Annotated in this window: 12 protein-coding genes, 8 tRNA genes and 1 rRNA gene; 2 read left to right on the forward strand and 19 right to left on the reverse strand. The window is 51.1% G+C overall.

Annotation, left to right across the window (positions count from 1 at the left end; all coding sequences use genetic code 11):
* Positions 1-63: 63 nt before the first annotated feature.
* From KI362_RS06510 to KI362_RS06540, 7 genes are all read right to left on the reverse strand, one after another.
* A complete protein-coding gene (locus tag KI362_RS06510) occupies positions 64-3,273 on the reverse strand; it encodes a GAP1-N2 domain-containing protein (protein WP_301625760.1) in 3,210 nt (1,069 codons plus the stop codon).
* Complete coding sequence (locus KI362_RS06515) at positions 3,270-4,532, reverse strand: TRAFAC clade GTPase domain-containing protein (RefSeq protein ID WP_044480775.1); 1,263 nt, start codon at positions 4,530-4,532, stop codon at positions 3,270-3,272. Before KI362_RS06515 ends, KI362_RS06510 begins: the two co-directional genes overlap by 4 nt.
* A 26-nt stretch (positions 4,533-4,558) precedes the next feature.
* Complete coding sequence (locus KI362_RS06520) at positions 4,559-5,197, reverse strand: beta-mannanase (protein ID WP_301625763.1); 639 nt, start codon at positions 5,195-5,197, stop codon at positions 4,559-4,561.
* 22 nt (positions 5,198-5,219) lie between these two features.
* A complete protein-coding gene (locus tag KI362_RS06525; RefSeq protein WP_301625764.1) occupies positions 5,220-6,503 on the reverse strand; it encodes a vWA domain-containing protein in 1,284 nt (427 codons plus the stop codon).
* 36 nt (positions 6,504-6,539) lie between these two features.
* Positions 6,540-8,915 carry a transcription initiation factor TFIID gene (locus KI362_RS06530; protein WP_301625765.1) on the reverse strand — a complete coding sequence of 792 codons (2,376 nt, stop codon included), beginning with the start codon at positions 8,913-8,915 and terminating at the stop codon, positions 6,540-6,542.
* 3 nt (positions 8,916-8,918) lie between these two features.
* Positions 8,919-12,308, reverse strand: coding sequence for a tubulin-like doman-containing protein (locus KI362_RS06535; protein ID WP_301625767.1), 3,390 nt, complete (start codon positions 12,306-12,308; stop codon positions 8,919-8,921).
* Positions 12,309-12,545: 237 nt separating this feature from the next.
* On the reverse strand, positions 12,546-14,345 hold the full coding sequence (locus tag KI362_RS06540; RefSeq protein ID WP_301625769.1) for a vWA domain-containing protein: 1,800 nt from the start codon (positions 14,343-14,345) through the stop codon (positions 12,546-12,548).
* A 336-nt stretch (positions 14,346-14,681) separates the two neighbouring features.
* On the opposite strand from KI362_RS06540, the gene KI362_RS06545 reads away from it, so the two are divergent.
* Both KI362_RS06545 and KI362_RS06550 read left to right on the forward strand, forming a co-directional pair.
* Positions 14,682-15,638 carry a hypothetical protein gene (locus KI362_RS06545; RefSeq protein WP_301625771.1) on the forward strand — a complete coding sequence of 319 codons (957 nt, stop codon included), beginning with the start codon at positions 14,682-14,684 and terminating at the stop codon, positions 15,636-15,638.
* Positions 15,638-17,383: a hypothetical protein gene (locus KI362_RS06550; protein WP_301625772.1), complete on the forward strand. Its 1,746-nt coding sequence runs from the start codon at positions 15,638-15,640 to the stop codon at positions 17,381-17,383. Before KI362_RS06545 ends, KI362_RS06550 begins: the two co-directional genes overlap by 1 nt.
* An 85-nt stretch (positions 17,384-17,468) precedes the next feature.
* Here KI362_RS06550 and KI362_RS06555 read toward each other — a convergent pair whose 3' ends face one another.
* From KI362_RS06555 to KI362_RS06610, 12 genes are all read right to left on the reverse strand, one after another.
* The gene (locus tag KI362_RS06555; protein ID WP_044480784.1) at positions 17,469-18,590 is read right to left on the reverse strand and encodes an ABC transporter ATP-binding protein; all 1,122 of its coding nucleotides are present in this window, start codon (positions 18,588-18,590) and stop codon (positions 17,469-17,471) included.
* Positions 18,591-18,713: 123 nt separating this feature from the next.
* Entirely contained in the window at positions 18,714-19,811 is a 1,098-nt protein-coding gene (locus KI362_RS06560; protein WP_301625775.1) for a PucR family transcriptional regulator, read from the reverse strand.
* Positions 19,812-20,184: 373 nt separating this feature from the next.
* Positions 20,185-20,322, reverse strand: a complete 138-nt coding sequence (locus KI362_RS06565) for a hypothetical protein (RefSeq protein ID WP_301625776.1) — start codon at positions 20,320-20,322, stop codon at positions 20,185-20,187.
* A 135-nt stretch (positions 20,323-20,457) separates the two neighbouring features.
* Positions 20,458-20,530: transfer RNA gene (locus KI362_RS06570), tRNA-Lys, on the reverse strand.
* A 7-nt stretch (positions 20,531-20,537) separates the two neighbouring features.
* Positions 20,538-20,622, reverse strand: a tRNA-Tyr gene (locus KI362_RS06575).
* 9 nt (positions 20,623-20,631) lie between these two features.
* Positions 20,632-20,704, reverse strand: a tRNA-Phe gene (locus tag KI362_RS06580).
* A gap of 194 nt (positions 20,705-20,898) precedes the next feature.
* Positions 20,899-20,975 (reverse strand) — tRNA-Asp (locus KI362_RS06585).
* 14 nt (positions 20,976-20,989) lie between these two features.
* Positions 20,990-21,065: transfer RNA gene (locus KI362_RS06590), tRNA-Thr, on the reverse strand.
* 23 nt (positions 21,066-21,088) lie between these two features.
* Positions 21,089-21,164: transfer RNA gene (locus tag KI362_RS06595), tRNA-Val, on the reverse strand.
* Positions 21,165-21,173: 9 nt separating this feature from the next.
* Positions 21,174-21,250, reverse strand: a tRNA-Met gene (locus KI362_RS06600).
* Positions 21,251-21,270: 20 nt separating this feature from the next.
* Positions 21,271-21,362: transfer RNA gene (locus tag KI362_RS06605), tRNA-Ser, on the reverse strand.
* A 62-nt stretch (positions 21,363-21,424) separates the two neighbouring features.
* Positions 21,425-22,240, reverse strand: a 23S ribosomal RNA gene (locus KI362_RS06610); the annotation flags it as partial.

Raw genomic sequence — 22,240 nt, forward strand, 5'->3', positions numbered from 1 at the left:
AGGCATTCCTGCTCAAATTCAATACCATTAATGTACTCATCGTATCGGAATTTTCACTGTAAATCAATCATTACCGGAATCCGTAGGCCGTTCGGTGTTGCCGGAAGACTCTGCATTTCCCGCTCCATCTGTACGGGTAGAATCCGGTGAATCTATCTCCGGGGATGTCCACGCCTTTACCTTGTAATTTACTCCGTTCACTTGAATTACACTGCCCTCAGGCACTGCTTGATCCAGCACCACGGTAACCCGCCCTGCATACTGATCCGGGCTTGTCTTGCTCTCCTTCGGCAGACCTGCATTGTTGTCCTCTCCATCGGAAACCGCGATCCCTGCAGCTGTTCCAGACTCGGATTTCCCAGTCTGATCCGGTTCGTCGGTACTCTCTCCGGCAGCATCTGCTTTGTCTTGATCTGCAGCTTCGCCACCAGTTTCGTCCGCCGCATCTATGTTGTTTTGATTTCCTGCCGTATCACCGGCTTCATCCCCATTCTCAACCTGATCCGTAGTTCCATTTTCAGTTGTCGGGGCTCCTGAGGTACCCGAGTTATCCGAGTTATCCGAGTTATCCGAGGTACCTGAGTTACCTGAGTCACCTGAAGTATCCGGTGTGTCCGCAGCGTCTGAATCTTCCTGCTTCGGAAGCGCACATCCGCTCTCATAGTTCTGTATCGGCACCACTTGCGGATCCAGGCCCGGCGCTGTAAGCGTCAGCTCGGTCGGTGTGAACACCGTGCACTGAGCCAGATCATCAAACGGGAAAATCAAGCGTGTCTGCTCTTTTTCACCGTCAGCCACGATCAGCTTCTCGGCAAAGACAATCTGTTCTTCGGCAGTATTCCCTTCGTCCGCCACTACCGGAGGAGTCTCAGGCAACGGATCTGCCTTTCCGATGATGCCGGTCTGTTTCAGAACCAGCCAGCTCGCCGCCACAATCAAAATCAGCAGCACCATCATCGTAGAACCCATCATGACCGTCTTCCGATTCCCGGAAAAAAATCGGCTCACCGGCGACGACAGCTCCAGCTTTGCCTTGTTGAGCACCGTGCTTAATGCCGGGCCAGCCTTGGCGAAATATTCACGGCGGTTTTCCCGGCTTTTGAATGCATTTTTATCATGCCGTTTGAAATAAGCCAGAATTGCCGCAGCATAAGCAGGCACCAGGCCGCGCGGGCGGGTAAAGCTCGAATCGCTCTGCGACCACAGCAAGAACTTGTAAATTATATTCTTATCCGCAGCATTTCTGCGCAAGTAATCCAGCAACGCCCCATACTCTACAAATCCGGCATCCGACTCCCGGAAGAAAGCAAGCGCGATTCGCGGAAATTCAGCCGTTTCGATCTCGCCCTGCAGCCACTTCCGGGCCGTTTGCTGGACCCGGTCTGTCTCCATCGGTCCAAGTCCGGCGAAGATCTCGGCCTCCGGCTTCGGTTCGGTGAACAACCGGTACAGCGCATGAAGCATGACGGCATGACTGCTCAGTCTGGAATCCCGCAGTTCTTTGGCCGGGCGGCTTAAATCATGCTGTCTCAGAAATTCGGCCCCTACCACCTGTTCTTTCGTCAGCCTGTCCAGATCCAATTCGCTAAGCAGCAAACGAAGAGCCGACGAGGTTAGCAGCTCGGTCATGCCGGAATTTTGGAAGACCCGCTCCCTCTCCGGGACTCCGGCATCCCACTTGCCTATCTCCTTCATCACAATATCTGTAGCCCGCAGAAGCTGGTTCGCACTTCGAAGCTTGTCCATCAGCCGGGTTCGGCTCAGCTCCTGAAAGGAATGATTTTGCAGCACGAACGGGAACTTCTTTCCCCAGGCTCGAATCAGACTCAAGAGTGCTTTCAGATCGGTTGCCCGCTGAAACTTAGCCCGAATATACGGATCGAACAAGACCGTCATCAGCCGCTCACTATTCAACACATTCTTGAAGAAGGCGGCCTCCAGCCCGGTATGTCCTTCAATAAGTGTATAGAAGGCATCCGCCTCCTCCTGCCGCTCTTGTGTCATAGCGTTATGCAGCGCAAGAATATAATAGGAGACAATCTTGTCCTCCTGTCCCGCACCAGGCAAGCCGAAATAATCGCGAAAGCACTCTGCCACAGCAGCAGACGGGATATGTCCCAGCCTGTTAAGATCAAATTCCCGGTCAAAGCGGGAAAGGAAGAGATCATTCAGCCTCATCCGGGCATCCAACCCGCCAGGCGGCTTCAAATATTCCAATAAGCCCCGAAGAACCGTAACCTTGTTCTCTTCGTATAGAGACTCTTCACCGTGCTCGATCCGGTAATATACTGCCAACTCATGATAGCTGGATAAGGCCGACTTCCGTTCGCCCTCCATGCCGGATAGCATTTCATCCGCAAACTCAAAAAATCCTTGAAGCTGCTCCTTCTGCCCCAAATGACTCCATGCCAGGTCCAGATAAGGCTGACGGGCCCAATCCGCATCGATCTGTCCAATTCGCCCGGCTGCCAGATCAAAAATATAGTCTTTCTCGATGCTCCGGTCATGCGGGCGCAGGCTGCCCTTCTCCACAAATTGCACATGAATAAACTTCCGGCTCTGCGGCTCCTTCACATAGGATAGAAATCCAAGCCGTCTGCGATGTTCATAGGGTAGACAGGAATATACAATTTGCATTAACGAGAGGGCCTCTCTCGAGATATCTTCAACGGGGACATCCAGCGAGATATAAACCTTCTTCCGTCCTTCGCCGGAAGCGGTCATGACCGCAAACAGCAATTGCTTGAATAGCTGTTCGTCAAACCCCAGGCGCTCCAAAGTTTCCTTGGCGGCAGCATGTCCAAGCACAGCATCCGCAGCCGCTCTTGTCGGGACTTCGTCCAGCTCAGCCAGCTCTGTGCCGATCTCCGGATCATAGCTATCCGCAAATGACGCGTCGAGCCAGGCACTAAAGCTCTCAGTTACTTCCCCGGAACGGCCCGAAGGAATAATGTAGTTATGCGTTAAAAAGGCGCTTCTCAGCCCAGTGAAATCCACCGGCTGATAGATGCTCCGTCCCAGTACCGTCTCTCCGTTCTCTGCATGAAACAAGTGAACGGCCTCCGGATACAGCGCTCCATCCTTCTCGCTGCGGGATACAAGCTCCGCCGGCGCATCATACATACAAAAAGGGTGGAGCACCTTTTTAATAAATGCGACATCCAGCCCGGACGATTTGGCTACCGTATCAAAGCCTTCCGTGGAACGAAAGACACCCTTCCGCTCCCGGGTATACATCTGCTGCTGGATGCTTCCTGGAGAGTTCGGCTTCAATTCGCTTCTCTCCCCTCAATGTATTTCAGTTGATACAAGAGCCAGATAAAGGGCTCATCCACCCGGATCGGGCTGACCACGCCCTGGAGCTTCTGGTCGATAGGGTTGCTGCCAAGCGCGGAGACGGCAAAATACGCGGTGTTCTTGAAGTAAACGTCCATCGTTCCCTTGAAGGGCCGATCCACCTTTTCAATAAAGCGCCGGATTTCGCCGTCGATATTCTCGAATTCGGTAATATTGAATGTCTTCCGGTGCACCACATTGTTGAAGACGTTACTATTCGACTTGATATACTCTCCGTCCTCGTCACTGAGCGCACGAAGCATGTCGCTCTTCGTCAAGACGACGGCTGTAGGAATATCGGTCTTCCCCTTATCCTCATAAGCGATGAAATCCCCGAACATGGTCAGAACGACATCGCGCGGCTCATCATACTGGGATACCCATTCTCCCGGCTCGGTGCCAAGATTGATCCGGATTCGTTCCCGAATGGAACGGATCTGCAGCGGGTCGACCATGAATAAAATACCGGAGGAGTTCTTAATATGCTGCCCCTGCAGTCCAAGATAGTCCTGATCCACCATGCCCTCACCGGCTACATCGAAGAACACCAGCGTCAGCGGCGGCTTACTCTCGTCCTTGAAGACGAATTGGAAAATAAACGGCTCTTGCATCCTCTCCTTCTGGGTGGAGGCAAGCAGATCGCCCCGTTCAAATAAAGGCTCCTCATACATACTCCGGAACTTACGGCTAATCTCCGCATTCAGCGGCATACAGGCCGCATCGAAATGATCTGCGGTCGTATTTTGCAGCGTATGGATCAACGAGGTCATATAGACCGATTTCCCCACCTGGGAAGCTCCAATAATGGAAATGATATTGCTCGGCACTTTGCCTGCCGTGACCGGCAGCTCGTTGTGGCAATGCGGGCACAGTCTGCGCCGGGTCACAATGCCATAACGGTCGTTCAGTCCGATCAGAACATGATCCGAGTAAATATGATGCTCCTCCGGCACCTGTCTGGGGTGGATAATCGCCTCCAGATCATAGACCGTATCCAATCCGAAGCGCTCCCGGTATTTATTCAGCTGCTCATCCTCGCCCAGCGCGTAATCCTCATCGTCCTCCCGGTGATGGGCGGCACGAAAGACAACGGCCTCCGGTGAAAATTTGCTGAAGCAAAAAGGACAGACAATATCGTAAAATAACGGACGCGGCGCGTCCTGCGTTTTTTTCTTGAAAAGCTCGAAAAGGCCCATGGTCCATTCCTCCTTCAGGCTTGCAACTACTGTGCAATAAGCTCATAGAATTGCCCGTATTTGCGGCCATCCGTAAAGAACAGCCGGACATAATCGTTCTTGCCTACCTCAATGACAGGCAGGGTGTTTTTTCCCGGGGCAAAGTCGTGCAGGAAGTGGTACACGGTACCATCCTCCTTGTTCGCCGGATAGCCGCCCTGCTTCTTCACATAGCAGAGCACATCCTTTGCAACCGCCGCCTCGGCCATCACTTGAATCTGGATACTCTTGTACTTGCGGAACAAGTTGTTCTTCTGGGAGATCATATAGAAAATGCGGGCCCGGCCGGCATTTACAGTCAGCCGGTTCCTTCCATCCTGCTGAAGGACAAGCTCCAGTTCATCATCCTCCATCAGACCGGCATAGACGGTGTACTGCACCTGCCCGATCTCTTCGAGACGATCCCGATAGCCGCCGGAGGCCTTGTATTCCTCGCGTGTGTACAGCTTCAGGTCTGCTTCGTCAGGCATCCTGTCGGCGGTGCTATCAGAGACCGGACCCTTGTGAATGTATACAGCCTGAACCCCTTCGGGCCAGCGCCAGCGCAGGCATACCCGGTCCTCATCCAGGCTGTGGGTCATATCCCGGATGGCCGGGGTGGATGATGTAGCGTCAATAACCCGCATATTCCTCTCTCCTCCTTGGGTTCTAGAATCCCCGGTTCTGGTTCTCGCCCTGACGTCTGCCGACCGCGCTTCCGGCCGATCTGGCACCGCCGAATCTGCTGCGACGTTCCGATATTCGAGGCTGGTTATCCTTGACTGGCACCACGAGCGTGAACAGGGCAATGACGGCGGCCAGGATCAGGCAAGCCAACAGGCGAATGATCCCATCCGGGAAGTCAGCTCCGGATAGTCCGAACTCCAGAAGCAGTCCGGCCAGCACGCCGCCTGTGGCCCCGCCGATACTGAAGCTCTTGGCAAGATGGCGGTTATCAAACAGAACTCCTAAGCCCAGTCCAAGCGCAGCGCCGAGCAGGATCACGAACACAATGCGAAGAATCATATAATAGCTGCTGTTCTGTGTAACTCCGGTTCGCTCGGTAACCAATGTCCGCTCTCCGATATTGTCATAGATTTTCTGGAAGGCAAAGGACAACTGATCCGCCTCGCTCACATCCTGATATTGTCCGCCTGTAACGGCTGCAATCTCCTTCAAGAGTTCGGAGCCCTCCGGATTATCCAGGCCGAGTCCGATCGTGTTGACCGCCACTCCGCTGCTCTGATATTCACTAAGCACACCGGAAGGATCTACCTCGCTGAATCCGTCGGACAGCAGAATGACAAGCGTTCCGCGCCGGGAGGTGCTTCGTCCCTGAATCTGCTCCATCGCCTCATTGAGAGCAAGATTGAAGTTCGTCCCGCCCTGCATCGGCTCCATTTCATCCAGTCTGGAGTACACCTCATTTTTAACTTCCTGATTCTTCAGTCTCACAAAAGGCTGCAAGAGCTGTACTCTGTCATCGAAGACGACAATGGCTGCTTCCTTGTCCTGATCCATTTTGCCGATCAGCATCTTAGTCGCTTCATATCGGTCGCCATTCGGATCATTAACATCCATACTGCCTGAATCGTCAATCACGAACACAATGTTCTTTACCTGCTTCGCTCCGTTCAAGTTCAATTCATAGACAAACTCCAGGAGCGTCCCCAGCGCAAAGAGCAGCACCAGCGTCGCAGGCACCAGCAGCTTCCATGAAGCGCCGACATATCTCTGGCGCCAGGACGAGCCGTTCAGGCGGGGCTTGATCATCTCTGCGATCAGGCAGGACAATCCGACACATAGTGCAAGAATGCCGAAGTACAGCCCGATCAGGACGATGCTCGGCACCTCTCCGGATAGCTGATGCAGCAGCACTTCGCCGATCCCAAAGCCGATGGCCCCTCCGATCAGACTGAACAGCAGCAGGAGCAAATTGATTTTTCTCGTCATCTTGTTTGCTTCCTTTCCAAATGAAATAAGGAGCTGTTAACGAAGCTCAGGCAGTCTGGCCGGATCCAACCCATGGAGCTCATAACCATTCGCAACGTAGCTCTCGTAATACACCTTGCCGTTCCGGTAGTACATCAGATCCTCCAAATGGAATCCGCCCATCAGATTCAGCTTCACAATTCCGCTGCTCCGCTTCTCGTGCACCCCGCCCAGCTTGTAAATCCTTGAAGACTCATCCACGCTGAATACATAGCGGACAAATTCGCTCTCCACATCGCCAAAGACGTACTTCTCCTCGTAACGATGCTCCTGTGTATAATCATACAGGCGCAATTGAATAGCCGCCCTGTCCTCCAAGGTTCGATACAATTTCTTAAACAGGTCATCCTTCGACAGAACTTCCTTGTTGTTGTATTCGATCGTGACATTCGAGCGTTGCAGCAGCTCCTCCTCGAAGGAGAGCTTGAAATACGGGGAGGTCAGGATATGCTCCCGGCATGCCTTTATCAGCTTCGTTAAAAAGCCTTCGATGCCTTGCTCCAGCAGCTCCCGTTGGTTCCCTAGCAGCCGATCCTCGAAAAAGGCTCCCGCTCCCCGTTTGGCCTTCAGCTCATCTGTAACACGCTTGGTCACGAGCTCATAATACTCCATAATGTTCTGGCCGATATAATCATCAGCCCAAGTTACGCTTTCCTGGGCGGATGCTCTCAGCAGTTGCTCCAGGCTCTCGAACTGATGTATTTTCACCTCGCAGCGTTTATGGAATGCTTCAATCTCCGCCTCGTATCTGGAGATCAGCTTCAGCTTGATTTCCAGCATTAATAGATCGCGCTTTCGATAATAAACACTCCGGAACAGCTCGGAAATGAAGCTTCGCACATTACGCTTATCCATGAACGGCACCTTTTTGAAAGGAAGCTGCTCGACTCTTCCCTCATAGGCCTGCTCTAACTCGAAGCGCGCCAGCTCCAGCTCACGCTGGGTCTCCCGGTACAGATTCTGCACGTAAGGAAGAAGTCCGCCCGCCTCCTTGCGTTCTCCGCTCCAATGATAGAGCTGAAATAAACCAATCATCGGCGTTGCCGACGTGCGGCTCCGCAGCTCGTTCTCCAGCTTGGCCGCTACATCCAGCTGCTCCAGTCCGTGCCGGGCAGGGTCCTCATAATTACTCCGGAAGAAGGCTCGGCAGCCCTCGCCATACAAAGCCTGCTCGGCTTCGCGAATCGACATTTGGCGAAGGGAGGCATAGCTGACCTCATTCGTCATGAGGGCGTGCATCTCGGAAATCGCCTCGATATCGGGTACGAGCCGGGCAGCCTGCTCCTCAAAGGCTGCCGGGTGGACGCCGAACATACTCAGCTTCTCCTGCTCGCCGATCTCCGGTTCCTCCGCCATATCTGCCTTGAGCTGACGCAGGAAGTGATACAGCACCACCAGCGCAATCGATTGGTTCGGCCGCTTCACCTTGGCCATTCCCGCAGAGACATATCCTTGGCGTCCTGATTCCGTCATTACATTATTTTTGAACGAAGTATTATTGTAGCTGCCACTGCCAGGGCCAAAGACTTGCTCTTTGTATTTTCTGTTCTTCAGCAGACTGATATGGCTAATCATCTCATAGCAGCCTTGCAGCTCGTCTGCGGCCAGCAAGCCCCGCTCATTGCGATCGGATAACACATAGACCAGATCAAAAAGCGGCGAGGCCTGATGCGTCACCGGGATAGAGATCCCGTCCTCTGTGACGTGCAGAGGAGCCGAGAAGCTGTAGTCAGGCTGCTGCATATAATCAAGCTCTCGCAAAAAGGCTACGCCCGCCGAGCTGCCATAACCGAAAGCCTCCACCTGCTCCCGTTCGCTAATCAGTGCATACAGGTCCATCTGGACAGACTTGAAGGACTGGCCCAGGATCGACTTCGCCAACAGGGAAAGCTCCTGTACAAACACATTAAGCGGGTCATCGACCCGCGTAATGACAGAGAGATGAATCCGGTCGAACGAAGCATATAACCGTCCGTACTCCGCAATATGGCTGCTGACCTGACGGAGCGTCCGGTTCAGCTCGAACCAGCCTTGCCCGCTGTCATACAGCTTCCGGTACAGCTCGGCGCGAGCCTTCTTGGGGTCGCCGCCTCCCTCGGTTCCTGCAAGAACATGGCGCTTAACCGCAGGGGACTCCTCTGCTTGCACAGAGGCTCCTCCTGCGGTCGTCACCCACAAATACATGACACCGCGGCTGTTATCCCACTTGCGGTCATGAATTTCTTTCATCGCCCCGATGGCCTCGCCTGCCTTGTCTCCAATAAACAAGTACAGGGCAGGATAATGGATACTGCTCTGGTCATCGCCCTGTCCGGCCAGCCGCTCCTCGGCGCGGTCATAATCAAGTGCAAATCGCTCTAACTGCTGCTTCATGTCTTATTTCAACCTTTTCCGGATATCATTCAGTTGAGATGCGATCTCTTTGTAGAATTGGTACATATCCTGACCATTGGCCAGCTCGACCTTCTCATATTCCAGCGCATCCCGCGCTTCAAGGAAGTTCACGGTCAACTCATCCAGCTTGGACAGCAGCGGTGTGATGTCCTCGGAGGAAGTCATTTCATTCGCACGGCGCGAGGATTTCCGCAAGAGTGCGCTCCGGCTCTTATCATCCAGTCCCCGGAAGTGAACAAACACCTCATACTCGGCATAATTGCGCGTCTTCATCAGATTCGCAAACGGCTCCCAGGCCTCTTCCTCGGCATCGCGGTCATAGACATACAGGGCGCCCTTCTTCACGATTGTACTGGTGTACATCGCTTCAAGGAATTGCTCCAGCAGCTTCTCTTCATCCCGGAATTGTCCGAGCAGGCTCTCCAGCTTCGCAGCCATCTCCTGAATGGCCGTATATTTCGCCAGTTCTACGCGCACGGCTTGAATCAGCTCCGGCGAACGGATCAGATTCTCCTGCGCCATCTCCTCGTTAATGCTGCCGAAAATATCCTTCGAAGCTACGAGCTCCAGTCCATCGGACAAGAGACGCTTCAACTCGGTATAGGCCGCTTTGACCTCACCCAGGTTCGGCTTCGGCGCATCCAATTTCATATCATATTTTTGCAGCAGCTTGTTCAGATCGAACGGCACGGTCTGCACCACGGCATAACGGCTGCTTGTATTCTGATCCATGCCCTTCTCGACAATCACCTTGAACTCTCGGGCGCTGGCAAATTCCCCGCGTACCCGGGAGTTGTAGCTCTTCACCCGCGGATTCATATAGACATCGCCCCAGGATCTTTCCGGGATCGGGGAAGGCAAATACGTCCAGTTGTTCTTCTCGGTCTGAACCAGATGGCGTCCGATGCCTTCCTTCTCCAGAATCGTGCGCTCGTAGCTCTCCTCGTACACCTTCAGCGGGGTGTAGACAAAGAGCGGAACTCCGTTCCGGGTGTTCAGCCAGAAGATCCGGTTCTTGACTTCACTTTCCTTCACGGTGAAATGCGATTTGCCTACCGCGTTATTCTGATAATTCCGAATTCCCTTCAGGATGCTTGGCGCCTGCACCGGCACCGATACAAAGCCCCAGGCCGGGAAATTCAGATTGCCTGTGCTGTTTGATAGATGGAAGACCGGCACGGCCTCTTCGTCCAGCTTGCTGGCAATCTGGCGCTCCACAAACTTCTCAATGGACTCATCCTGTCCGTATTTGATAATCAGGAATTCCTCCATCGACTTTGTAATCAGATCTCCGAACTTGTCGCTGAGGAAGGAAGAGATCGAGTTGACGATATCGATTTCCTGCTCCTTGATCCATTGGCTGGAATGATTCAGCAGCTCTGAAGAGAAATCGCGAATCAGATCGTCGACATCCTTTTGATCCATCAGCTGGTTGACCAGCTTGGAGATGTCAGGAACGCTCACCAGGTTCCAGTAATAGGTTTTGTTTCCCTTATGGTCGGTTTGCTCCTCGCCATTGATGAGAATATCCCCGTTCTTGGCAAAAATCGAGCTAAGCGCATTCAGCACCTCAGTAAACACGTTATAGATCCGATTGTTCTCCGAGTTAAGCAATTCATACAGGTCTTCATAGAACTCGATTAATTGCTCGGTCCGCTCCACATCGGCATGAAGCCAATATTCGTTGATCTTTGCTTCAATATAGAAATTTTTCTTCTTTTCCTTGGAGACGAAGGCGCTCTTCGCATCGCCCAGCTTATCATTGGCTTGCTCCTGCGCAGCCTCAATATCGCGTGGAATGCGAAGCAGATTCTCCCGCAAGGCCTCAATGTAGGACAGGATCATTTTCAATAGGCAGAAGCCCTTCTCGGTGTAGACAAGCCGGGATACATAGAATGGCCCCTGCTCCGGATGCAGGAACAGACGGCGCACCTGGTCACGGAACTGCTCCATGATTTCACCCGGGAGCTGCTTCTTCGCCTTGATGTACTCCTCGCGTGCCCGGGCCAGGAAGTTCTGCTCCAGCTCAGTATCGATGTTAACGACCTGTGATTTCACCACGTTGGCATGGCTCAGCCGTTCGCTGTTCTCAAAGCCGGGCAGCGGCTCCGGTACGCGGGATTCAAAGGTCTTGGCCATACTGTCCAGATCAAGCCCTAGCTTGCGTGCAAACTTCTCCACATCCTCCTGGCTCGGAGCCTTATGGAACATGCCCTCCATCTTGTCAAACAAGCGGTAGGCGAGATACGTCGTCATCTCTTCAATCGGCAGCACCGCGGAAGAGGCCCCGATAATGTTGTATTCATAGTTGGCCGGATACTGCTTATTCATCTGCGCAATATTCGTGCGAATGTTGCTGATATAGTCGTGAATAGCAAACTCTTCGCCAGACTGCTTCTCCTCGCTGGCCATGAAGTTTGTAATGTTCTCGGCGGTGACGTTCATACAGTAGTCGTAAGCATTCTCCAGCAGCTTGCCCTCTGTATTCGTCGCAGAGATCAAATGGCACAGATTAAACGGAGGCAATGGAGAGTTCACCGTCAAAATATTGCCATATTGCTGCTTGAACCGTTCGCCGCGGCTATCGACATTCATCCAGTAGTCGAGCTCCTTGAGCGCAGCATAACCGTTCTTCTTGATGTACTCCCGGGTATGCTCGCTCAAGCTCTTGTTCGAGAGATTGATATCCGGCGTGAACAAGTAACCAAGTGTGTTCACCCGGTCAATCCCGGCCGAGCCGTGGTCGCGTTCAATAATCCCCCGCACAATATAGGCGATGTCCAGGAAGCAGCCGCTGCCGGTTCCGCCCGACAAGCCGGTGAGCAGGAAGACCATCAGCTTTTTATTCGTGCCGACAGACAAGGTCTTGATCTTCTTATCGATCGCTTGGACCACTTGTGTAATCTTCGTGAACAAGAGCAGTCTGCCCGCCTGGCGGACGCCGGCTGCGCCGTTCATGCCGTCCGTGATGCTCAGTTCGGGCGACAGCCACTCCGTAATGTAAGGCTCCAGAATGCTGCGGTTTTGCAGCAACCCGCCGATCTCAGCGTTGGACAGCAGAACAAATTCATTGATCGGGTCCAGCCCGATTCCTTTGTACTTCTTCGTGCGGTCTTGTTCATTCGTCTCAAAGGCAAGAAACTCTACATTATCCGGCTTCTCGCGCTTCTTCTTGGACAGCGGATCCTCCGGCAGACGGAATCTGCGGTTAATCTGATATTTCAAACGAAGCAAGGCATCGATCCCCGTCCCGCCGAGTCCGATAATCAGAATCGGGTTGTCAATCGTGTCGACCCGGATCTTGTCGCTGACAATACCGCCGCCTAAGGATACGTCCAATTGTTGAATATGCTCTCTTACTACGGGCTTCATTTTGTTTCCCCCTGAATTCAATATGCAATACGGTAACCTCTCAAAGTCAGTTGAAATTAAAATCAGTTCAAAAAGTCGGCTTTTCAGCACCGAGAAGGTTGCGAGAACCCGAAGAAGGAGGAACGGAGTGTAGGCAAAACCTACATGAGTACCGGACTTCGAGGGTGAACGCAAGATTCGATGTCGAATCAACCTCTTGAAGCTCTTCGTGATCAAAAGCCTACTTTTTGAATACCTCTACACGAGGTATTCGATAAAGATTGTCTTATCTACACTGCTTAGCGGCAAGGTGATCCGGTCTCCACTCTTGAGCTCAAGACCCTTGCTGGTATCCACGGCGCGACCGGACCTCTCCACCGTACCGCCGCTCTTGCTTGTCAGAATAATTCTGTCATTGCTTCCCGGAGTAAATATCATGTCTTCGGTCTCTTTCAGCTCCGGTGCGAGCTGCAGAAGCTGGTGAAGGGTGAACTTGCCCCGGAAGGCTGTCAGCTTCTTATACTGCGGGTACGTCTTATCTCCGGTATTCTCATCCCGGATCTCGAGAACGATCTGTCCGACAAATCCGCGGTTGCTCTGCTTCATCTTATGAAGCAGGAAGTAGCCAACGGCAAGCAGAACAAGGACTCCCAGAGCGCTCAAAATTACCGGCAGTAGCGGAAAAGGCTTCTCTTCCCCGGTTCCCGTCTCTTCCGGAGCCGTTGCCGGAGGGGGCGTAGTAGCGCCGCCCGGTTTGGCCGAGATATTCACCGCCGGACTCTCACGGTAAAAGCTCTTCTCCTCGGCCCTTACCACCAATTCATATTCATGCTCTTCGGGAATCTTGTACGTTCCTTCAAATTTGTCGCCGGTATTGGTCAACGGTATCTCTTCCGTCGTTCCGGCATCGAGATCCTTGACCTTCAGGACAGCGGTCATATTCTTATACATCTCTGCATCGGCAAGCTTCTGTCCGTTGCTTGTAAGATAAGAGGATACGGCAATCTCGTCCCCTTGCTTGTAGGAGGACGAAGGCAGCGGCTCCATGGCCAGCTCCAGATCATAGTTGAAGACAAGGTTAATATCAATTTTGTCCTTCGATACTCCCTTAACCTTAAGTGTCCAATCTCCTTCACTCGGATTGAGCAGCTTCAGTAAGGAATAGCTCTTCGACTTGGTCACAAGCACCTCGTTCGACGGAATCGCCACCGCATTACCGGAAGGGTCGATCAGCTCTGTCTCTACCGGCTGGGAGGACATGATCGAGATGTTCGCCTCTAGCACATTCGCATTCGGAACATTCACTGTAACCTCTTGATAGTTGCCGGTTCCTGTGAGACTCTGAATCGGAACAATTTTCAGCTTCAGATGGCTGGCGAAGATCTCGCTCAGAATTTGCGGCAAATCCTCGGCGGAACTAGTGGAGAATGACTTTGCCCCGGTCTTATCCGATAGCTCGGCCAAGGCCTCCTTATTCAGCTTGCCATCTGCATTCAGCCCAATCGTATAGATCGGGATACCCGCTTGCTTAGCTTCCTCTACTGCGGCGTCTAGCTCTTGGTCGGATTGTGCTGCTGTCCGGCCGGATGCTTTATCAAAATCATTGTTGCCGTCAGCAAGCAATACGATCATCGGATCATGATTCGGATCAGCGCCGTTCTGAAGCACCTTGATCGCTTCCTTTACCCCTACCGCAATATCGGTATAAGGTCCGCGGTCCAGGCCGTCGATAAACTGCTTCAGGTCTTCTTTGTCACTTTGGGTATTGATCTCCAGCAGCGCCTTCTCCCGCTGGATCTTGTCGGTATACGCGACAATGCCTACTCTGTCTCCGCTTACCGACAGCATATCGATGAACATCTTCATCGCTTCATTGCCGATCTTATTTGTATCACTCGTATTCATGGAGTTGCTGACATCCACGACAAGCACAGCGTCAATCTGCGAGGCCTGTCCATTTGCTGCATATGCGCCCTGCACGTGAAGGCTGGACAACATCAGCAGCATGGCAAGCAAGATGAGCAGCACACTGGAAGTCGATTTCTTTCTCTTGGACATGTGTAGTACTCCTTTTCGATTAAATCGTTATATTAGAGGTAGTAACTCGTACTATTATTGTAATTATACATCATATGACAAATTCCCCCCTAGAATCTGTCACCGCTATGCCATTATGATATAATTAACGCCTGTAAAGTTCAATTTTTTTGGTGCAAAGGGCCCATTTTGTGAAGGAGCGGCGACTTTATATGATTACTTACGTTTGCTTGGCTGTTTTGTTACTGTTTGTTACTGTAAGATCCATCCTCTTTTGGCGGCGCAATAAGGATCTGGTCCCCTCTCAGGAGTTAGACCAAGCCCTAATCTATCAAATAAACCGGGAAAGTGACCAATATGAACAATAAAATTCCTGTACAGCTTCGCCCTCCCCGCCACACTAAATATGTCTATGAAAAATTACGAATATGCAAGCATTGCCTGCGGTACACCATCCTGTATGACGAGGAATGTCCAACCTGCGGTAAATCAGGGGGGCTTATTTCGCTCCACAGCAAGGCTGCCGCTCAAGTACAGCGCTCGATTCGAAATGACCGTCTGATTGCGCTGCTAATCACGCTGGTTAGCATTTTCTTCGGACGTACCTTTCAGGAGATGGCTCTCGCCTTGGTGGCGGGTCTGCTGTTGACTGGCGTGTTGATCTATGTTCAGCATCGGATAAAGCCCCAGGCGGTCTCCAGGGAACTGAACCGGATCTTCATACGCGACCGTCAGCAGATTATTAACGGATTAATTGCAAATCTGGATTGGGCTGCAGCCATCGGGAAGGAGAACAAAGCTCTTTCTTATGAGATGATGCGAGAGATTGCCACGCTGGTGCACGATGACAGCATACGCTCGCTGCAAATTATGCTGCTTCAATCCTTTGTGCTGCGCAAAGATATGGACCTGGAGCTGGAACCGTTACTGCAAAAGCGATTTGATCCGGATCTGGTCGAATATATCGGTGAATTAAGCAAAATTAAGCGTGAGCTTATCAAGGATAAAACCTTCCGGTATATCTTGAAATATGAGCAGCATATCGCTTCCATGAGCCGCGGAGACGAAATCCTGTCAGGAGTAGCCGCAGCAGCCGTAAGACAAAAACGTTACTGTCTGACCTATGCGGAATTCATTGCCCGTTACGCTCGCCTCCTCCCCAAGGAGCGGTTCTTGCGCCTTTACCGCGTAGTCAACGGAAGTCCGCAGGACGACTGGGGGGCGCTGGGAGAAGAGGTTGCCCGGATTTTTACCGAAAAATATCAATGGGACGCCGATTTTCAGCAGCCCGCTATTAGGAGCAACTCCTTATGATGACACGAAGATTATTCTCCCTTCAGTCCCTGCTTCTGGCGCTATGCTTAATTATGCTAGTGCTGATCGGCTATAAGGGCATAGAAATTTCAGCTAAAATCTCTTCCTTTAAAGAAGCGGAGCGTCTCTATGCGGAAAAGGACCTGGTAGGTGCAGAAACCTGGTATTTGAAGACTCGGGACAATCGCTCGATTCTTTATCATGAAGATGAGATCGCTGCCCGCTTGGAGGAGCTTGCTCCAATTACCAAGATGAAGCAGCAACTGGACTTCTATGATTCGGAAGGCGCCGAGGCTGTGGCCGAAGGACAATTCGATCGGCTGCTGGAAATCTACGCAGAGCTCTCGCAATTCCGCAACACCTATTATACGGGAGACGGCCCGTACAGTGAATATTACAGAGAAATCTCCCAGGCTATCGGGGTATCGGAGCATTTTGCCTCTTATTTTGCCCAGTTTAAGAATCAGTTCTACGCAGAAATGAACAGCAACCTGACGAATCAAAACTATGACGACGAGTCCTTCAAATGGAATCTCCTGGAAATCCCTGAAATCTTCTACGGGGATCAGGACAAACAGATGAATGAATTGATGGCCGCCTATGAGGATTATGACCTTAAGAAATTCGATGCTCTAGCGGCAAATGGTCTCTATGACCGGCTATTGACTGATGCCGAGGCTATTTTAAGCGCTTATTCCAAAAATGACCTAAAAGCCCCCTGGGTTGCCAGCAAGGTTGAGGAGCTTATGGAAGCTCTGCTGAGACAAGAACTGGAAGCTGACAATTATTCCAGTTTCGCAAGACATGCCAAGCAATATAATGCTTTCGCAGCCAAAGTCAACCCAAAGTCCTCGCTTGTTACTTATGTAGAGGGGCAAATAGCGAAGCTTATGAAGCAAGCCAAGAGCTTATCAAGGGATGGGGCATACCAGGAAGCCATTGACCTCTATACATCGCTGAATCCATACCAGGACACGGCGGAGGCCGTAAGCCAGGTCCGATTGGCGTGGATGGCTGCAGAGCCCGTTCTGCTGCTTCCTCAGCTTGAGGGAGATAAACAGTATACTCACGTAACGGGCGGAACGAAATCTTATAACGCTCAAATCTACGTTGCTGCGGCTGATGGAGATAACCGGGTCTATTTTGGAAAAATGAACGATCAAGGCAATATCCAGGTGCTAACGAATACGGATCTGATATCAGGCAATTCGATTCAATCCCTCTCTATAGATCCGGTCCTAAGCACGCGTCAGAACCCGGTCATTAAGGTTACGGCTGAGTCCTTAAATCGAAACGCGCTGTATGCCCTGTTCGAAGTCTCTGAGAGCTCCATTGAGCTGATCCTGTGGGTAGAGGCGGATGGCCTGGAGACGAACTCTGACGGCAGCCTGCTGGTCGATAATCCTTACGGTTCCGCTGGCGAAGGGCAAGTCTCGATCTACGAACGAATCGACTCCTACTATCAGTTTACAGGGGTTAAAAAGTTCATCCGAGACGTTACTGCCGACCAAGTTGCGCAATACCCGAACGATACCATTAGATTGCTCTGTACAGTAACGCAGCCGGGCTTTCTGGAGACCCTTGCCTATGCGGACGATACGGATATCGTGTTGAAGGGGAATTTCGACTTCTCGGAGGGGGATGCCGTAATTACCGGAACCTTCCTTCAATACACGGATATTATTGTTCAAGGGGAATGGATCACCGTGCCCGTGATTCAAGTGGAGACCTATGAGCCAAAGTAGATGTTTTAAGTCTTTCGAGCATTAAATGGCAAGTAAAAAACCGCCCCGAGGGGCGGTTTTCTTTATAAAAAGTTGCCTTTACCGATTAGGAAAAGAATACGTTAAGCTCTGTTTCCTTGTCGAAGATATGAATTTTGTTCATATCGATTGCAAGCTTCACATTGTCACCTTCACGAGTTGTCGAACGTCCGTCAACACGAGCGATCAATGTGTCGGCACCAGCGCCCTTCAAGTACAGCTGCATTTCATGACCGAGGTTTTCAGTCAGGTATACGTTAGCTGTGAACGAAGTGTGCGGGAATGCTTCCAGGAATACAGGCTCTTCATGAATATCTTCCGGACGAATGCCCATGATCACTTCTTTGCCAATGTAGCCCTTCTCCTTCAGAGTCGAAGCTTTGCCTTGAGGAACCTCTACATCCATGTTGTTGGCTCTGAAGCGAACTACGCCGCCTTCTTCAGCAAGTGTACCATGTACAAAGTTCATTGTAGGGGATCCGATAAATCCAGCTACAAAGATGTTTTGTGGTTGGTTGTACAGCTCTTCAGGAGAAGCTGCTTGTTGAATGATACCATCTTGCATAACTACGATCCGGTCACCCATCGTCATAGCTTCGATTTGGTCATGTGTTACGTAGATGCAAGTAGTTTCAAGACGCTTAACCAGCTTTGTGATTTCCGCACGCATTTGACCGCGCAGCTTAGCATCCAAGTTGGAAAGAGGTTCGTCCATGAGGAAGACTTGAGGATCGCGGACAATCGCACGGCCCAAGGCAACCCGTTGACGTTGACCACCGGACAGAGCCTTTGGTTTACGGTCAAGCAAATGCTCGATATCGAGAATCTTCGCTGCTTCGCGAACGCGTTGATCGATCTCTTCCTTTTTCACTTTGCGAAGCTTCAGACCGAACGCCATGTTTTGGTATACGTTCATGTGCGGATACAAAGCGTAGGATTGGAATACCATCGCGATGTCGCGATCCTTAGGAGCAACATCGTTCACGACGCGGTCGCCGATGTACAGCTTACCTTCAGTGATTTCTTCAAGACCTGCGATCATACGCAGTGTAGTAGACTTACCGCAACCGGATGGACCTACCAATACCAAGAACTCTTTATCGGCGATATCAAGATTAACGTCCATAACTGTTGCCTTATCAGCACCTGCATATTTCTTATAAATGTGTTCTAAGCGTACGCCTGCCATTTGTTTGGCCTCCTAAAAAGTAATTTAGTGTCACTTAAAAATGAAATCGGATACAATTCATATTTATATAATACCTTTATGGGCAAAAATGAGCCATGCGCAAACTGCACAAAATTGCCGTCCTCATTTTGTCACTTTGTACAATAGGAGCAGCAGGTTCATGAGCACCGCGTCCTGAAAGGCTCTAACATCCAAACCCGTCTCTTGTTTAATCTTATCAATCCGGTACATCAGCGTATTCCGATGGATATAGAGTCGCTTGGCCGTCTCGCTAATATTGCAGTCCATTTCGAAGAAGGTCTCCAGCGTCAACAACACTTCTTCGTCTGTAAAAATCCCCGACTGTCTGCCTGTCTCCATAATAAACCTTTCCCGTTCGGGCTCCGGAATGCTGTAAATAAAACGCTCCAGCCGGAGCTCCCAAGGCAAGTGAATATACTCGCTGACATGAAACAATCGACCAATCAGTAAGGATTCATACAAGGTCACGGCCGTCTCCAAAAGTCTCGATTCGCCCGTAATCAGCTCATGAACAGACAGATGGCAACCGCTGCCCATCCATTCATTAGCGATCAATTCATATAAGCCCTGGCACAGCGCATGGAGCATGTCACGCTCCGCATCTGTCCCTTCCTCGCTCTCTTCCCGGAGCTCCGTCAGTAATGCTTCACTGACAAGAATCAGCCAGCTGTCCTTCAGAGGAATCAGCAGTAGATCGCCGCCAAAATAGCTTTTTAAAAGCTTATATAGCTTGGTATAGACCACCTCGTGGCCAGCCCGGTTTTCCCAGGACAACATAAACGGCAAGAAAGAGCCCTGAAGCTTCGGCTTCAACGCAAAGTGCTCGGGAACCGTTCCTTGCGGCTCCCCAAGATCCATCCGCTCCTGAATCCACTCACCGAGCTGAAGACTCCGGGATTCGTCATCCTTTTTGGCGGTATGCGCTTTGACACTCTCTCTTGCGCGTACAAGCAATAGTCCGATTAACTTCGCTTCGGTATCTGTCAGAAGAGTCTGATCGACCTCAAAAAAATGGACAGTAGATAAGGCGTTATTTTTTTTATAAAGCCACACGTACTTGCCGTTCACTTTCAAGAGTGCTGCGGGATCAGAATCGATGGCTCGTACAAGAAGATTCCATTCCTTCATCCCCATCTCAGACTCTTTAAGGGTGACGCCGATGGCGGCTTCGACCTGCTGTTTTAGCAAATTAATTTCCATACCGGGTGCCTTTCTGCTTCTAGATAAGTTGAACTATTGAATTTTACGTTTTGAGGGCAACGTGTGAAGTGTGCTTATGATCGCTGTTGTTCGCGGATTTCTCTGATTGAACTAAGATATTGTAAGGTAGACATCCTCTCACAAAGGCGAACGCTTTCGCTTCTTCAGCACACTTCACTCTTATGCCCTTTCTACGTAGTTTATATAGTTCAACTTATATAGATAATTTATTGTTGCTTATACGCATTTTAGCATATCCAATCGTTAAAGCGTAATCCGCGGCAGAGTGCATTGTACGCTTTATTCCTAATTAGTAAGCTGGTATGTCCATAAAAGAAAGAGTGGGCCGGTTGCTACCGACTCACTCCTAAATTTAGAACCATAAAGAGCTTTGCATCTTTTCTTCAAACAAGGCTTTTAATTCAACAAACCAATCTTTACCGCTGCCGCCTAAAACCAGAGCATTCGATCTTCTTTGGTTCGTACCCTTTTTGACTTCGACCTGTCCCAATGAATCTATCAGAGTCTTCTATAAGCGCAATCCTTTCACTACACTGCTTCATAATATGTATTCTACATCAGTTCTAATAAAAGGGATAAGCATAACAAGCAAAAAGCCGTCAACCGAAGTTGACGACTTTTGAGATGAGCCATGAAGGACTCGAACCTTCGACACCCTGATTAAAAGTCAGGTGCTCTACCAACTGAGCTAATGGCTCAAAACAATGGTGGAGGCTGATGGATTCGAACCACCGAACTCGTAGAGAGCAGATTTACAGTCTGCCGTGTTTAGCCACTTCACTAAGCCTCCATATAAAAGTGGCTCGGGACGGAATCGAACCGCCGACACGAGGATTTTCAGTCCTCTGCTCTACCGACTGAGCTACCGAGCCATATGTAATTGACAAAAAAATAAAGCGGTTAAGTTGTCGTTAACTTTCCCACTTTGCTGTGGAACCATTCATTTGAAAAAGTGGCGGAGCCGACGGGATACTCTACGCTTCGCTCCGAGACTGCGATGTATCGCTAACGAAGCTTATCCTTCGACGAACCCTTTTTGGGTTCTCACCCTTGATTCAAGAAGTAATGGCGGAGCCGACGGGATTCGAACCCGCGGTCTCCTGCGTGACAGGCAGGCATGTTAGGCCTCTACACCACGGCTCCGCATTAGGTAAAGATGGTGCCGTCGAGAGGACTTGAACCCCCAACCTACTGATTACAAGTCAGTTGCTCTACCAATTGAGCTACAACGGCACGGTGCAAAATATAGATTCGAATGGTGGAGGCTGAGGGGATCGAACCCCCGACCCTCTGCTTGTAAGGCAGATGCTCTCCCAGCTGAGCTAAGCCTCCAGGGAAATATGGTAGCGGCGGAGGGGATCGAACCCCCGACCTCACGGGTATGAACCGTACGCTCTAGCCAGCTGAGCTACGCCGCCACACTAATTATTTATTTAAATGGCGGAGAGAGAGGGATTCGAACCCTCGCACCGCTTACGCAGTCTAACCCCTTAGCAGAGGGTCCCCTTATAGCCACTTGGGTATCTCTCCAAGCCGTAATTCAAGGTTTAATCCTTGAAAACTGGATACGAAACTGGAATCTGAATTAGATATTGGATAAGCCCTCGACCGATTAGTACCTGTCAGCTCCATACATTGCTGCACTTCCACCTCAGGCCTATCAACCTCGTCGTCTTCAAGGGGTCTTACTAATTGGGAAATCTCATCTTGAGGGGGGCTTCACGCTTAGATGCTTTCAGCGCTTATCCCTGCCGCACTTAGCTACCCAGCTATGCTCCTGGCGGAACAACTGGTACACCAGCGGTGCGTCCATCCCGGTCCTCTCGTACTAAGGACAGCTCCTCTCAAATTTCCTACGCCCACGACAGATAGGGACCGAACTGTCTCACGACGTTCTGAACCCAGCTCGCGTACCGCTTTAATGGGCGAACAGCCCAACCCTTGGGACCTACTTCAGCCCCAGGATGCGATGAGCCGACATCGAGGTGCCAAACCTCCCCGTCGATGTGGACTCTTGGGGGAGATAAGCCTGTTATCCCCAGGGTAGCTTTTATCCGTTGAGCGATGGCCCTTCCATGCGGTACCACCGGATCACTAAGCCCGACTTTCGTCCCTGCTCGACTTGTCAGTCTCGCAGTCAAGCTCCCTTATGCCTTTGCACTCTTCGAATGATTTCCAACCATTCTGAGGGAACCTTGGGGCGCCTCCGTTACTCTTTAGGAGGCGACCGCCCCAGTCAAACTGCCCGCCTGACACTGTCCCCGCACCGGATCACGGTACCAGGTTAGAACTCCAATACGATCAGGGTGGTATCCCAACGGCGCCTCCACCGAAGCTGGCGCTCCGGATTCCTAGGCTCCCACCTATCCTGTACAAATCGTATCAAAGTCCAATATCAAGCTGCAGTA

Source organism: Paenibacillus apis (assembly GCF_018333295.1).
In the GTDB taxonomy this organism is placed as follows: domain Bacteria; phylum Bacillota; class Bacilli; order Paenibacillales; family Paenibacillaceae; genus Fontibacillus; species Fontibacillus antibioticophila.

What these genes read in the sequence shown, in the direction of transcription:
- KI362_RS06555 (WP_044480784.1), bottom strand. Translation starts at nt 18,590, where the DNA reads ATGGCAGGCGTACGCTTAGAACACATTTATAAGAAATATGCAGGTGCT.
- KI362_RS06545 (WP_301625771.1), top strand. Translation starts at nt 14,682, where the DNA reads ATGAACAATAAAATTCCTGTACAGCTTCGCCCTCCCCGCCACACTAAA.
- KI362_RS06530 (WP_301625765.1), bottom strand. Translation starts at nt 8,915, where the DNA reads ATGAAGCAGCAGTTAGAGCGATTTGCACTTGATTATGACCGCGCCGAG.
- KI362_RS06515 (WP_044480775.1), bottom strand. Translation starts at nt 4,532, where the DNA reads ATGGGCCTTTTCGAGCTTTTCAAGAAAAAAACGCAGGACGCGCCGCGT.
- KI362_RS06520 (WP_301625763.1), bottom strand. Translation starts at nt 5,197, where the DNA reads ATGCGGGTTATTGACGCTACATCATCCACCCCGGCCATCCGGGATATG.
- KI362_RS06550 (WP_301625772.1), top strand. Translation starts at nt 15,638, where the DNA reads ATGACACGAAGATTATTCTCCCTTCAGTCCCTGCTTCTGGCGCTATGC.
- KI362_RS06540 (WP_301625769.1), bottom strand. Translation starts at nt 14,345, where the DNA reads ATGTCCAAGAGAAAGAAATCGACTTCCAGTGTGCTGCTCATCTTGCTT.
- KI362_RS06525 (WP_301625764.1), bottom strand. Translation starts at nt 6,503, where the DNA reads ATGACGAGAAAAATCAATTTGCTCCTGCTGCTGTTCAGTCTGATCGGA.
- KI362_RS06560 (WP_301625775.1), bottom strand. Translation starts at nt 19,811, where the DNA reads ATGGAAATTAATTTGCTAAAACAGCAGGTCGAAGCCGCCATCGGCGTC.
- KI362_RS06535 (WP_301625767.1), bottom strand. Translation starts at nt 12,308, where the DNA reads ATGAAGCCCGTAGTAAGAGAGCATATTCAACAATTGGACGTATCCTTA.